This window comes from Luteimonas wenzhouensis (assembly GCF_007859305.1).
Classification (GTDB): Bacteria; Pseudomonadota; Gammaproteobacteria; order Xanthomonadales; family Xanthomonadaceae; genus Luteimonas; species Luteimonas wenzhouensis.
Genome location: NZ_VOHE01000002.1, coordinates 363890 through 377623, shown reverse-complemented (window position 1 = coordinate 377623; position 13734 = coordinate 363890). Strand labels below are relative to the sequence as shown.

Sequence of the window (13734 nt, the reverse complement as noted above, 5' to 3'; positions counted from 1 at the left end):
CCGGCTGCGAATGCGAACCGCCATCGCTTCCATCCGGCGCGCGTGCGGCGGCGCGGGCATACTGTCCGCAGTCCCCCGTCTGGAGCCGATTGCCATGAAGGGCCATCCCGAGGTCGTCGACTACCTGAACTTCCTGCTGCGCGGCGAGCTGGCCGCGCGCGACCAGTATTTCCTGCACTCGCGCCGCTACGAGGACTTCGGGTTGCATGCGCTGTACGCGCGGATCAACCACGAGATGGAGGAGGAAACCCAGCACGCCGACGCGCTGCTGCGGCGGATCCTGTTCCTGGAGGGCGACCCGGACATGCGCCCGGATCCGTTCGAGCCCGGCCGCACGGTGCCCGAGATGCTGCGCAAGGATCTCGACCTGGAGTACCAGGTGCGCGGGAACCTCGCCAGGGGCGTGGCGCTGTGCGAACGGCACGGCGACTACGTCAGCCGCGACATCCTCGTCGCGCAGCTGGCCGACACCGAGGAAGACCACGCCCGCTGGCTGGAGCAGCAGCTGAGGCTGATCGAGATGATGGGGCTGGAGAACTACCAGCAGGCGCAGATGGGCGAGGCGCCCCCGCACGACTGAGGTGCGCGGGCGCGCCGTCCGCGCGCGGCAGAAGCCGGGTCTACCGTGGCGGCGGGTTGCCCGGCGTGCGCTGCAGGCGGTAGGCGGCCGTGGACAGCGCGGTCACGCCTTCGGCCTGGAACGACGGCTCGCCGGCGAGGATGTCGCGGCGTTCGAGCAGGGCGACCTCCCACTCCGGCCCGAAGCGCACGCGCACCTCGTCCTCGTCGACCGGGAACGGCGGACCCTGCTTTTCGTGCGGCGGGTACTTGAGCGTGACCAGCAGCCCGCGGCAGCCGGCGGGCAGTCGCCGCCAGGTGGTGCGGGCGTAGGTCGCGCGCATGTCGGACGGCAGCGCGATCAACGCGCCGCGATCGTAGACGCCGGCGCAGTCGGCGAGCAGGTCGGCGGGAATCGCGAAGGCGTCGCCGGCCACCAGCTCCCACGGGCCTGCGCGGTAATGGATGCCGCCAGGCCCCGGACGCACGTGCGGCGACAGCCCGCGTTCGTCGAAGAACTGTTCGATGGCCAGCGTCGCCAGTTCGATCCCGAGCACGCGGTGGCCCTGTTCGGCCAGCCACACCATGTCCAGCGACTTCCCGCACAGCGGCACGCACACGCGGCTGCCGGCGGGCAGGCCGAGCCCGGGCCAGTGCCGGACCAGCAGCGGCAGTGGCGTGTCGCGATGGAAGCCGATTCGGTTGGCCCGCCAGCGGTCGAGCCAGAAGTCAGGGTGCATGGCCGTCGCCGCGCCGCGAACCCTACGGTTCGATCGACAGGCCATCCACCTTCTGCCACCCCCTCGGCAGCAGCCCGCCCCGGCTCGCGCGGGCCCCAAGGTAGTCGCCCAGGTCCTTGAACGACAGGCTCATCGTGCGCGCGCCCGACTTCACCGCCAGGATGCCGCCCGGCGGCACCACGGCCACCGCGACCACGCGCTCGGTGCCGCGCCTGGCCTTGGGGATCTCGATCAGCTTGTTGCCCTTGCCCTTGTCGAGCTCTGGCAGCTCGGCCACCGGGAAGGCGAGCAGGTGGCCGGCGCTGGTGACCACGACCAGGCGGTCGTCGGCCACGCTCGCCACCGGGGCCGGCTGCAGCACCTTCGCGCCTTCCGACAGGCTCAGCATCGCCTTGCCGGCCTTGTTGCGGCCGGTGAGGTTCTCGAAGCGGGTGACAAAACCGTAGCCGTGCGAGGACGCGAGCACGAATCGGTCCCCGGGCGCGCCGCTGGCCAGGGCCACGAACGCGGCACCGGCGGCCGGCGAGAAGCGCCCGGTCAGCGGCTCGCCGTTGCCGCGCGCGGACGGCAGCGAATGGGCGATGGTCGAATAGCTGCGGCCGTTGCTGTCGAGGAACGCGACCTGCTGCGTGGTGCGGCCCTTCACCGCGGCCAGCAGCCCGTCGCCCTCGCGGTAGGACAGGCCGGCGGCATCGACGTCGTGGCCCTTGGCCGCGCGCACCCAGCCCTTCTGGCTGAGCACCACGGTCACCGGCTCGCTGGGCACCAGTTCGGTCTCGTCCAGCGCCTGCGCGGCGCCGCGCGCAATCAGGGGCGAACGGCGCGCGTCGCCGTACTTCTTCGCGTCGGCCAGCAGTTCGTCCTTGACCAGCTTGCGCAGCTTCGCCCGGCTGCCGAGGGTGGCGACGATTCGCTCGAGTTCCTTCGACAGCTCCTCCTGCTCGCCGCGGATCTTCATCTCCTCCAGCCGCGCAAGCTGGCGCAGCCTGGTCTCGAGGATGTAGTCGGCCTGCTCTTCGGTGAGCCTGAAGCGGGCCATCAGCACCGGCCTGGGCTCGTCTTCAGTGCGGATGATCCGGATCACCTCGTCGAGATTGAGGAAGGCGACCAGGAGTCCCTCGAGCAGGTGCAGGCGCCGCTCGACCCTTTCCTGGCGGTGCCGGAGCCGGCGCACCACGGTATCGGTGCGGAAGGTCAGCCACTCGTCCAGCAGCGTGCGCAGGTTCTTGACCGCGGGCTTGCCGTCCAGGCCGATCACGTTGAGGTTGACCCGGTAGCTCTTCTCCAGGTCGGTGGTGGCAAAGAGGTGGCCCATCAGCTGCTCGACGTCCACCCGGTTGGAGCGCGGCACCAGGGCGATGCGCACCGGGTTGGCGTGGTCGGACTCGTCGCGGATGTCCTCCAGCCACGGCAGCTTCCTGGCCCGCATCTGCGCGGCGATCTGCTCGATCACCTTCGACGGCGAGACCTGGTAGGGCAGGGCCGTGACGATGATGTTGGTGCCTTCGCGCGTGTAGGTGGCGCGCGCGCGCACGCTGCCGTTGCCGGTCTCGTACACCGCCCGCAGCTCGGCCGCGGGGGTAATGATCTCGGCCGGGGTCGGGTAGTCGGGACCGCGCACGTGCTCGCACAGGTCGGCCACGGTCGCGTCCGGATCCTCGAGCAGGCGCACGCAGGCGCTGACCACTTCGTTGAGGTTGTGCGGCGGCACGTCGGTGGCCATGCCCACCGCGATGCCGGTGGTACCGTTGAGCAGCAGGTGCGGCAGCCGCGCCGGCAGCCAGCTCGGTTCCTCAAGCGTGCCGTCGAAGTTGGGCGCCCAGTCCACGGTGCCGTGCGCCAGCTCGCCCAGCAGCACCTCGGCCACCGGGGTCAGGCGCGACTCGGTGTAGCGCATGGCCGCGAACGACTTGGGATCGTCGGCCGAGCCAAAGTTGCCCTGGCCGTCCACCAGCGGGTAGCGGTAGGAGAACGGCTGCGCCATCAGCACCATCGCCTCGTAGCAGGCACTGTCGCCGTGGGGGTGGAACTTGCCGATCACGTCGCCGATGGTGCGCGCCGACTTCTTGGGCTTGGCGGTGGCCGACAGGCCCAGCTCGCTCATCGCGTAGATGATCCGGCGCTGCACGGGCTTGAGGCCGTCGCCGATGAAGGGCAGGGCGCGGTCGAGCACCACGTACATCGAGTAGTCGAGGTAGGCGCGCTCGGCGTATTCGCGCAGCGGGATCTGCTCGTAACCGTGGAAAACGGGGCGGACGGACTCGGACATCGGGAACTGCTCGGGGAAACCGGGGGATTCTACCCGTGCAGGACACCCCGGCCGCGTCTCGCGGGGCGAGACGGCAGGAAGACGGAAGCCGGGAAGGGGCGCGGCCGGATTGCCATGGGCGCGACCGCAGTCGGCAGACGGGCATCCCGATACTCCGGCAGGGCGCGGCCTGCCTCCCGGCTTCGCGGCGAAGGGTTGTCTCAATGAACTGCGAGACCAGGCCCGCAACTGTGCCGTAGCGCACCTGAAAACGAAAGAAAATGTTAACGCTAACTTTCGCCGCCGCGTCCCCTCGGGGGCGATTGCGCACTGCAGCAAGGCATTTCCCCTCCGGATGTGTACAGTCGCCCACACGCCGCCGGGCTGCACCGCCCGCGCCCCCGGCGTGCCGCTGTTCGCGCTGCAGGGGACGACGTACGGATATTTTGGTAGCGCTAACTTTTTCGGGGACTGGAAGATGGGCCTGTTCGTAGGACTGGATGTGGGCACCCAGAGCGTCAAGCTGGTGGCCTACGATCCCGACGCACGGCAGATCGTGGCCACCGCAGGCCAGCCACTCGACCTCGCGGCGGGCGACGACGGCAGCCGCGAGCAGCGCGCCGACTGGTGGGTGGACGCGGTGCGCGTCTGCTTCTCGCGCATCGACCCGGCGGTCCGTGCGCGGGTGGTGGCGATCGGCGTGTCCGGCCAGCAGCACGGCTTCGTTCCGCTCGACCGCAGCGGCAGCGTGCTGGCGCCGGCCAAGCTCTGGAACGACACCAGCACCACCGCCGAGTGCGACGAGATCATGGACGCGGTCGGCGGCCCCGCGCGCTGCATCGAACTGGCCGGCAACCCGATCCTGGCCGGCTACACCGCCTCCAAGCTGCCGTGGACGCGCAAGCACCGCTCGCAGGCCTATGCGCGCATGGCGACGATCCTGCTGCCGCACGACTACATCAACTACTGGCTCACCGGCGAGCTGTGGATGGAGCACGGCGATGCCTCGGGCACCGGCTGGCTCGACGTGCGCCGCCGCGACTGGTCGCCGGAGATGCTGGCCGCCACCGATCCCGACCGCGACCTGCGCGAGTGCCTGCCGCCGCTGGTCCCGGCCGACCACCTGGCGAAGATCCGGCCCGCGCTGGCCGACGAACTCGGCCTGCCGCACTCGGTCCGGGTCTCGGCCGGCGGCGGCGACAACATGATGGCCGCGATCGGCACCGGCAACGTGGTCCCGGGCGTGCTCAGCATGAGCCTGGGCACCTCGGGCACGATCTTCACCTACGCCGACCGCGCGGTGGTCGACGACCAGGGCCGCTGGGCCGCGTTCTGCGACTCCACCGGCGGCTGGCTGCCGCTGATCTGCACCATGAACTGCACCGTGGCGACCGAGTCGGTCGCCCGCCTGTGCGGCTTCTCCACGCGCGACGGCGACGCGCTGCTGGCCAACACCCGGCCTGGCGCCGACGGGCTGCTGATGCTGCCGTTCCTCAACGGCGAGCGCACGCCCGACCTGCCGCACGGGCGCGGCAGCCTGTTCGGCATGACCGCGACCAACCTGAGCCGCGCCAACCTCTACCGCGCGGCGATGGAAGGCGCGATGTACAGCCTCAAGTACGGCTACGACGGGCTGGTCGACGCCGGCCTGCGCTTCGAGGCCGTCCGCCTGACCGGCGGCGGCAGCCAGAGCGCGGTGTGGCGGCAGATGGCCGCCGACATGTTCGGCCTCCCGGTCGACGTGCCCGAGCAGGCCGAGGGCGCGGCGTTCGGCGCGGCGCTGCAGGCGATGTGGGCGGTGGAGCGCGCGTCGGGCGGCGATGCCGACCTCAGTGCGCTGGCCGCGGCCCACGTGCAGCCCGACCCGCGCCTGTCCGCGCAGCCGCACGCCGAGGCGACCTCGGCCTACCAAGCCCACTACCAGCGGTTCCTCACCCACCTCGACGCGATCCGCCCGCTCTACGCGGATTGAGCGCGCCCCCTACCACTCACGACTCCACGGACACCACAGCAATGAGCAATCCATTCATCGGCGCGAAGGAATACTTCCCCGGCATCGGCCGGATCCCGTACGAGGGCCCCGACTCGGACAACCCGCTGGCGTTCAAGGTCTACGACGCGGACAGGAAGATCGGCGGCAAGACCATGCGCGAACACCTGCGCTTCGCGGTCTGCTACTGGCACACCTTCTGCAACGCCGGCGCCGACCCGTTCGGCCCGGGCACCCGCCGCTTCCCGTGGGAAAAGGGCGATGCGATGGCCACGGCCGAGGCCAAGGTCGACGCCGCGTTCGAGTTCTTCTCCAAGCTCGGCGTGCCGTACTACTGCTTCCACGACGTCGACCTGGCGCCCGACGCCGACGACATCGCCACCTACGAGAAGAACCTCAGGCACATGGTGGCCCTGGCCAAGGAGCGCCAGCAGGCCACCGGCGTGAAGCTGCTGTGGGGTACCGCCAACCTGTTCTCGCACCCGCGCTACATGAACGGCGCCGCCACCAACCCGGACTTCGCCGTCGTCGCCCGCGCGGCGGTGCAGGTGAAGGCCGTGCTCGATGCCGTGGTGGAGCTCGACGGCGAGCACTACGTGTTCTGGGGCGGGCGCGAAGGCTATGCCAGCCTGCACAACACCGACATGAAGCGCGAGCTGGCGCACTTCGCCCGCTTCCTCACCATGGCCCGCGACTACGGCCGCAGCATCGGCTTCAAGGGCCAGTTCTTCATCGAGCCCAAGCCGATGGAGCCGATGAAGCACCAGTACGACTTCGACAGCGCCACCGTCGCCGGCTTCCTCAAGGAGCACGGCCTGGAGAAGGACTTCTCGCTCAACATCGAGGCCAACCACGCCACGCTGTCGGGCCACACCTTCGAGCACGACCTGCAGGTGGCGGCCGACCACGGGCTGCTGGGCAGCATCGACGCCAACCGCGGCAACCCGCAGAACGGCTGGGACACCGACCAGTTCCCGACCGACCTCTACGACACCGTGGGCGCGATGATGGTGGTGCTGCGCCAGGGCGGCCTGCCGGGCGGCCTGAATTTCGACGCCAAGCCGCGCCGCGAGTCGACCGACATGGAGGACCTGTTCCTGGCCCACATCGGCGGCATGGACGCGTTCGCCCGCGGCCTGGAAGTGGCCCACGCGCTGCTCAATGATTCGCCCTGGGAGCAGTGGCGCAAGGAACGCTACGCCAGCTTCGACAGCGGGCCCGGCGCCGACTTCGAGGCCGGCAAGCTCGGCCTCGCCGACCTGGTGGCGCTCGCGGCGAAGAACGGCGAGCCGCAGCAGATCAGCGGCAAGCAGGAGCGCTACGAGAACCTGCTCAACCAGTACCTCCTGCGTCGCTGAGGAGGCGGCGGCCGGTCGTCATGGGAGCGAAGCCGCCCCTGCCTGCCGGTCCGGCGCGCCCCTGCCGGCATGGCCGGGGCGTCGCACGCCCGCTCGCGCGTCCCGCGCGCCGCGAGCGGGAGCGGGAGACGGCCGGGAGGCGGGACCCGTGGATCCGGCGCGCGTCGGGCGCGCGCCGGGCCGGCCTGGCGGGCGTCGGCGCGTCAGCGCGCCGGCGGCGCCACCGAGTCGCGTTCGACCAGCTCGTGCGGCACCAGGTGGTCGACCACGGTGCGGGTGCTCTTGTCCTTGCGCCGGACGTTGCGCAGCAGGATGTCGATCGCCGAGTCGGCCATCGCTGCGATCGGCTGGCGGATGGTGGTGAGCTCCGGCCAGACCGTGGTCGCGGCCGAAGTGTCGTCGAAGCCGACGATCGACAGGTCGCGCGGCACTTCCATGCCGCGCCGGTGGGCCACCGACACCGCGGCCGCGGCCATGTCGTCGTTGGCCGCGCAGATCGCGGTGGGCGGATTGGCGTGCGCCAACAGCTTCTCGCTGGCCTCCAGGCCCGAGCGGTAGGTGAAGAAGCCGCCCTGGACCAGGCTTTCGTCCAGTTCGATGCCGGCCTGCGCCAGCGCCGACTGGAAGCCCTCGAAACGGCGCACGCTCGCGGTCTGGTTCGGGTTGCCCTTGATGTAGCCGATGCGGCGGTGGCCGGCGGCGATCAGGTGCTGGGTGATGTCCTTGCTGGCGCGGAAGTCGTCGATCCGCACGCAGGAGATGTCCTGGTGGAAGCGGCCCGAGGCGATCGCTACCACCGGTACCTCCGCTTCCAGGAACTCGGACACGATGCCCTTGGACTCGCACAGCGGCGGCGGCAGGATCACCCCGGCCACGCGCCGGGCCAGGGTGCGCGCGGCCTGGCGCTGGGCGGCGGCGCCCAGCGTCTCCCAGGTGTCGATGACCAGCTGGGCGGCGGTGCGCGTGGACCCGCGCAGCGCGCCCACCAGCAGCTCGCGCAGGTAGGCAGAGCTGGGGTTGGTGTAGATCATCGCCACCCGCGTGTCCTGCGCGGTGGCCAGCGCGCTGGCGGCGAGGTTGGGCGTGTAGCCGAGTTCGCGCACCGCACGCATCACCCGGTCGCGGGTGCTGTCGCGGACCTTGCCCTGCCCGTTGACCACGCGCGAGACCGTCATCGGCGAGACCTTCGCCAGCGCGGCGACCTCGTCCAGGGTGACCGCCTGTCCCTTGCGGCGGGCAGCTTTCCTCGGCTTTTGCACTGTGGTTTCCCTTGCCGCGCCGCGGCCGTCTGTGGATCGAGCCGGCATGCGCGGCACGGTGCGCTGGATGGACGCGACGTCCTTCGCGACACGACCTGACATGAGGGCTTGCGGAATGTTACACACAACCGTCAACGGCCGGCAGCACCCGCGCCCCGGCACGGGGGGCCGTTTCGGGCGCTGGCTGCGCCGGATGTCCGTGGCGCTGCTGGCGCTGGCTCTGCTGCCCGTGGCGCAGGCCGAGGATGGTTACGAGCTGTGGCTGCGCTACCGCCCGCTGGAGGCCGGGCAGCAGCTGCGTTACCGGCCGCACCTGGCGCAGCTGGTGGCGCCGGCGTCCACGCCCACCCAGCGCGTGGCCCGCGAAGAGCTGCTGCGCGGCCTGGGCGGCCTGCTGGGCCAGGCGCCGGCCGTGGCCGACGCGCCCTCGGCCGCGGGCGCGGTGCTGGTGGGCACGCCGGCGTCGCTGCCGGCGCTGGCGGGGCTCGGGCTGGACCTGGAGGGGCTCGGCGACGAGGGCTACCTGATCCGCAGCGTCGAGCTGGACGGGCGCCCGGCCACGGTGGTGGCCGCCAACAGCGATGTCGGCGCGCTCTACGGCAGCTTCCACCTGCTGCGGCTGCTGCAGACACGGCAGCCGCTCGATGCGCTGGACCTGCGCCAGGCGCCGAAGGTCAAGCTGCGCGTCCTCAACCACTGGGACGACCTCGACCGCTACGTCGAGCGCGGCTACTCCGGCCAGTCGATCTGGAACTGGCACCTGCTGCCCGACTGGCTCGACCCGCGCTACACCGACTACGCCCGCGCGAACGCCTCGATCGGCATCAACGGCGCCGTGCTCAACAACGTCAACGCCAACGCGCAGATCCTCACGCCGATGTACCTGGCCAAGGTCGCGGCGCTGGCCGGCGTGCTGCGGCCGTACGGGATCAGGGTGTACCTGAGCGCGCGCTTCAGCGCGCCGATGGAGATCGGCGGGATGGACACGGCCGATCCGCTGGATCCGGCGGTGCAGCGCTGGTGGAAGGACAAGGCCGCGGAGATCTACGCGCGCATCCCCGACTTCGGCGGCTTCCTGGTCAAGGCCAATTCGGAAGGCCAGCCCGGCCCGCAGGACTTCGGCCGCACCCACGCCGACGGCGCGAACATGCTTGCCGAGGTGCTCGCCCCGCACGGCGGCGTGGTGATGTGGCGTGCCTTCGTCTATTCCCACGAGGAACCCGACGACCGCCACAAGCAGGCCTACACCGAGTTTGTGCCGCTCGATGGCAGCTTCCGCGACAACGTGCTGGTGCAGGTGAAGAACGGCGCGATCGACTTCCAGCCGCGCGAACCGTTCCATCCGCTGTTCGGCGCGATGCCGAAGACGCCGCTGATGATGGAGTTCCAGATCACCAAGGAATACCTGGGCTTCGCCACCCACCTGGTGTACCTGGGACCGATGTACGAGGAGGTGCTGCGTGCCGACACCCACGCCGCCGGCCCGGGTTCGACGGTGGCGAAGGTCGTGGACGGCTCCCTCGACGGCCACGCGATCAGCGGCATCGCCGGGGTGGCCAACATCGGCACCGACCGCAACTGGAGCGGCTCCCACTTCGACCAGGCCAACTGGTACGTATTCGGGCGCCTGGCCTGGGACCCCTACCTGGATTCGCGCACGGTGGCCGAGGAGTGGGTGCGCATGACCTTCAGCGCCGACCCCGCGTTCGTCGAGCCCGTGGTGGCGATGATGATGGGTTCGCACCAGGCCGCCGTGGACTACATGACACCGCTGGGCCTGCACCACCTGATGGGGCGCGGCCACCACTACGGGCCCGGTCCCTGGGTGGAGGGCGGCCCGCGCGCGGACTGGACCTCGGTGTACTACCACCGTGCCACCCGCGAGGGCATCGGCTTCGACCGCACCACGTCCGGCAGCGACGCGGTGTCGCAGTACGCGCCGCCGGTGGCGGAGGTGTTCAACGATCCGGAGCGCGTGCCCGAGGACTTCCTGCTCTGGTTCCACCACCGGCCATGGACCAGCCGCGTCTCTTCCGGCCGCAGCCTGTGGGACGAACTGGTGCACCGCTATTCGCGCGGCGTGGCCCAGGTGGAGTGGATGCAGCGCACCTGGGACGGCCTGCGCGGGCATGTGGATGCCGAACGCCACCACCAGATCGAGCGTTTCCTGGCGATCCAGCGCAAGGAGGCGCAGTGGTGGCGCGATGCGAGCATCGCCTATTTCCAGACGTTCTCGCGGCTGCCGCTGCCCGAGGGCGAGGCCCCGCCCGAACATCCGCTCGAGTACTACAAGGCGCTGGAGTTCCCGCACGCGCCGGGGGACACGCAATGATCCGAAGGCCACTCCACGCATGGCTCGCGGCCATCGCCGCGGTCCTGCTTCCCGTCGTCGCCACGGCCCAGGAGGCACCGCCGTTGCTGCACGCGATGTTCTCCGACCACGCGGTGCTGCAGCGCGACCGGCCGATCCGCGTGTACGGCGAGGCGCCGCCGGGCGCGAGCGTGCGGGTGGAACTGGCCGGCCGCCGGGTCCGCGCGCGCGCCGACGGCGATGGACACTGGGAGGCCACGGTGCCCGCGCTGCGCGCCGGTGGTCCTTACGAGCTGGTGGCGACGGCCGGCGACCGCAGCCAGCGTGTGCGCGACGTGCTGGTCGGCGACGTGTGGTTGTGTTCGGGCCAGTCGAACATGGAACTGCAGGTCTGGCGCGCGCTCGACGCGCGGGCCGAGATCGCCGGCGCCGGCAACGACCGCATCCGCCTGTTCACCGTGCCGCAGGTGGCCGCCGTGGCGCCGCGCGCGACCTTCGACCAGCCGGTGGAGTGGCAGCCGGTGAGCCCCGAGTCGGTGCGCGAGTTCTCCGCGGCCTGCTATTTCTTCGCGCGTGAGCTGCAGAAGCACGTGGACGTGCCGATGGGCCTGGTCGAGGCCGCCTGGGGCGGTTCGCGGATCCAGGCCTGGACCAGCGCGCCGGCGCTGCGCCGCCTTGGCCGCTACGACGGCGAACTCGACGTGCTCGACCGCTATGCCGTCGATCCGGTCGGTGCCGTCGGTGCCTGGGGCGAACTCTGGCAGGCGTGGTGGAGCGGCCTGGAGGGCATCGCCGCCGACGACCGCCCGTGGGAGGGCGAGGGCGGCGGCCAGTGGCGCGACGCGCCGGCGCAGCTCGGCGCCTGGGAGCACTGGGGCGTGCCGGAACTCGCCGACTTCAATGGCATGGTCTGGTACCTCACCACGGTGGAGCTCGACGCCGCGCAGGCGGCGCAGGAGGCGGTGCTGGAACTCGGGCCGGCCGACGAGATCGACATGACCTGGGTGAACGGCGTGGGCGTCGGCAGCACCTACGGCGCCGGCGCCGGGCGCGAGTATCCGCTGCCGGCGGGCCTGCTGCGCGCCGGTGCCAACACCGTGTCGGTGAACGTGCTCGACACCTGGCGCGACGGTGGCCTCGCCGGCCCCGCGTCGGCGCATGCCCTGCGCCTGGCCGACGGCACCCGGATCCCGCTCGACCGCGGCTGGCGCTACCGGGTGGTGCCGCCGGACCTGGGCGATCCGCCCCGCGCGCCGTGGCAGAGCGCGGCGGGACTGTCGACCCTGTACAACGGGATGATCGCGCCGATCGGTCGCTACGGCCTGCGCGGCGCGCTCTGGTACCAGGGCGAGTCCAACACCTTCGAGCATGCGTTCTACGGCGACCTGTTGCGCACGCTGCGCAGCGACTGGCGCGAGCGTTTCGGCGCCGGCCTGCCGCTGCTGGTGGTGCAGCTGCCGAACTTCGGCGCGCCGCCGACCCGTCCCACCGAGAGCGACTGGGCGCGGATGCGCGAGGCCCAGCGTGCGGTCGCCGCCGAGGACGACGCCACCGGCCTCGTGGTCACCATCGACATCGGCGACCGCTACGACATCCACCCGACCAACAAGCAGGAGCTGGCGCGGCGCCTGGCGCGCAACGCCCGCCACGTGGTGTACGGCGAGGCGATCCCGCCCTCCGGTCCGGTGCCGCGCTCGGTCGCGCGCAACGGCGACGCGGTAGTGGTGGAGTTCGGCGACGCCAGCGACGGCCTCGTCGCCTATGGCGCGGACGGCCCGATCGGCTTCGAGCTGTGCGGCCAGACCCAGGACAGCTGCCGCTACGCCACGGCCTCGATCCGCTTCGACCGCGTCACCCTGCAGGCCCCCGGCGCGCATGCCGCCACGCGCGTGCGCTACTGCTGGGCCGACAGCCCCGTCTGCACCCTGTTCGACGGTGCCGGCCTGCCGGCCGGTCCGTTCGAACTGCCCGTTCCCCCGATGATCGACGACGACCACGCCCGATGAACACCAACGACACTCCCGCCCACGGTTCGAGGAACGATCGCGAGATCGTCGACGCCAGGGTCATCGTCACCTGCCCGGGGCGCAACTTCGTCACCCTGAAGATCACCACGCGCTCGGGCGTGTACGGCCTCGGCGACGCCACCCTCAACGGCCGCGAACTGGCCGTGGCCTCGTACCTGCAGGACCACGTGGTGCCGAACCTGATCGGCCGCGACGCCGGCCGGATCGAGGACACCTGGCAGTTCCTCTATCGCGGCGCGTACTGGCGCCGCGGCCCGGTCACCATGAGCGCGATCGCCGCGGTCGACGTGGCGCTGTGGGACATCCTGGGCAAGATGGCCGGGATGCCGGTGTACCAGCTGCTGGGCGGGCGCTCGCGCGAAGGCGCGCTGGTCTACGGCCACGCCAACGGGCGCGACATCGCCGAGGCGTCCGACGCGGTCGGCCGCTTCATCGAGCAGGGCTTCCTCGCGGTGCGCGCGCAGTGCGGCGTCCCGGGCGTGAAGAAGCCCTACGGCGTGTCCTCAGGCCGTGCCTACGAGCCGGCCGAGAGCGAGCTGCCGGTCGAGACCGAATGGAACACGCCGCGCTACCTGGAGGTCGCGCCGAAGCTGTTCGAGCAGCTGCGCAAGGACCACGGCGACGAGGTGGAGCTGCTGCACGACGTGCACCACCGCCTGACTCCGATCGAGGCCGCGCGCCTGGCCAAGGCGCTCGAGCCCTACCGGCTGTTCTGGCTCGAGGACGCGACCCCGGCGGAGCACCAGAAGTCGTTCGAGCTGATCCGCAGGCACTCGGTCACCCCGCTGGCGGTGGGCGAAGTGTTCAATTCGATCTGGGACTGCAAGCACCTGATCGAGCACCAGCTGATCGACTACATCCGCACCACCATCGTGCACGGCGGCGGCATCACCCACATCCGCCGGCTGGCCGACTTCGCCGCCCTGCACCAGGTGCGCACGGGCTTCCACGGCGCCACCGACCTGTCGCCGGTGACCATGGGCGCGGCGCTGCACTTCGATACCTGGGTTCCGAACTTCGGCATCCAGGAGTACATGTTCCACACCGACGAAACCGACGCGGTGTTCCCGCACGACTACGCGCTGCGCGACGGGCGCCTGCACGTGGGCGACACCCCTGGCATCGGCGTCGACATCGACGAGAAGCTGGCGGCGAAGTATCCGTACTCGCCCAGGCAGCTGCCGATCGCGCGCCTGGAAGACGGCTCGATGTGGGACTGGTGAACACTGGACGGAGAGGACGG

At 71.0% G+C, this 13734-nt stretch carries 9 protein-coding genes; 6 read left to right on the top strand and 3 right to left on the bottom strand.

Translation table 11 applies throughout. The features are described from left to right. Window positions 1-94: 94 nt before the first annotated feature. The gene (bfr, locus tag FQY79_RS05080) at window positions 95-580 is read left to right on the top strand and encodes a bacterioferritin (RefSeq protein WP_146311392.1); all 486 of its coding nucleotides are present in this window, start codon (window positions 95-97) and stop codon (window positions 578-580) included. A gap of 40 nt (window positions 581-620) precedes the next feature. On the opposite strand, the gene FQY79_RS05075 is transcribed toward bfr, so the two are convergent. After that, complete coding sequence (locus FQY79_RS05075; protein ID WP_146311390.1) at window positions 621-1298, bottom strand: thiopurine S-methyltransferase; 678 nt, start codon at window positions 1296-1298, stop codon at window positions 621-623. A gap of 22 nt (window positions 1299-1320) precedes the next feature. Continuing rightward, entirely contained in the window at window positions 1321-3567 is a 2247-nt protein-coding gene (parC, locus tag FQY79_RS05070; RefSeq protein WP_146311388.1) for a DNA topoisomerase IV subunit A, read from the bottom strand. A 457-nt stretch (window positions 3568-4024) separates the two neighbouring features. On the opposite strand from parC, the gene xylB reads away from it, so the two are divergent. Continuing rightward, window positions 4025-5518 carry a xylulokinase gene (gene xylB, locus FQY79_RS05065; protein WP_146311386.1) on the top strand — a complete coding sequence of 498 codons (1494 nt, stop codon included), beginning with the start codon at window positions 4025-4027 and terminating at the stop codon, window positions 5516-5518. 41 nt (window positions 5519-5559) lie between these two features. Further along, complete coding sequence (gene xylA, locus FQY79_RS05060; protein ID WP_146311384.1) at window positions 5560-6894, top strand: xylose isomerase; 1335 nt, start codon at window positions 5560-5562, stop codon at window positions 6892-6894. 203 nt (window positions 6895-7097) lie between these two features. Here xylA and FQY79_RS05055 read toward each other — a convergent pair whose 3' ends face one another. After that, entirely contained in the window at window positions 7098-8153 is a 1056-nt protein-coding gene (locus FQY79_RS05055) for a LacI family DNA-binding transcriptional regulator (RefSeq protein ID WP_246123008.1), read from the bottom strand. 193 nt (window positions 8154-8346) lie between these two features. Between FQY79_RS05055 and FQY79_RS05050 the strand changes: the two genes are divergently transcribed. Genes FQY79_RS05050 through manD form a run of 3 tightly spaced genes read left to right on the top strand, consistent with a single transcriptional unit; the run spans window position 8347 to window position 13714 of the window. After that, complete coding sequence (locus FQY79_RS05050) at window positions 8347-10485, top strand: alpha-glucuronidase family glycosyl hydrolase (protein ID WP_246123025.1); 2139 nt, start codon at window positions 8347-8349, stop codon at window positions 10483-10485. Further along, window positions 10482-12470, top strand: a complete 1989-nt coding sequence (locus FQY79_RS05045; RefSeq protein ID WP_146311380.1) for a sialate O-acetylesterase — start codon at window positions 10482-10484, stop codon at window positions 12468-12470. Before FQY79_RS05050 ends, FQY79_RS05045 begins: the two co-directional genes overlap by 4 nt. Then, window positions 12467-13714: a D-mannonate dehydratase ManD gene (manD, locus tag FQY79_RS05040; protein ID WP_027072693.1), complete on the top strand. Its 1248-nt coding sequence runs from the start codon at window positions 12467-12469 to the stop codon at window positions 13712-13714. Before FQY79_RS05045 ends, manD begins: the two co-directional genes overlap by 4 nt. Window positions 13715-13734: the final 20 nt, after the last annotated feature.

Excerpts from the sequence above, each read along its gene's own strand:
- bfr (WP_146311392.1), top strand. The coding sequence starts at position 95 with ATGAAGGGCCATCCCGAGGTCGTCGACTACCTGAACTTCCTGCTGCGC.
- FQY79_RS05075 (WP_146311390.1), bottom strand. The coding sequence starts at position 1,298 with ATGCACCCTGACTTCTGGCTCGACCGCTGGCGGGCCAACCGAATCGGC.
- parC (WP_146311388.1), bottom strand. The coding sequence starts at position 3,567 with ATGTCCGAGTCCGTCCGCCCCGTTTTCCACGGTTACGAGCAGATCCCG.
- xylB (WP_146311386.1), top strand. The coding sequence starts at position 4,025 with ATGGGCCTGTTCGTAGGACTGGATGTGGGCACCCAGAGCGTCAAGCTG.
- xylA (WP_146311384.1), top strand. The coding sequence starts at position 5,560 with ATGAGCAATCCATTCATCGGCGCGAAGGAATACTTCCCCGGCATCGGC.
- FQY79_RS05050 (WP_246123025.1), top strand. The coding sequence starts at position 8,347 with ATGTCCGTGGCGCTGCTGGCGCTGGCTCTGCTGCCCGTGGCGCAGGCC.
- FQY79_RS05045 (WP_146311380.1), top strand. The coding sequence starts at position 10,482 with ATGATCCGAAGGCCACTCCACGCATGGCTCGCGGCCATCGCCGCGGTC.
- manD (WP_027072693.1), top strand. The coding sequence starts at position 12,467 with ATGAACACCAACGACACTCCCGCCCACGGTTCGAGGAACGATCGCGAG.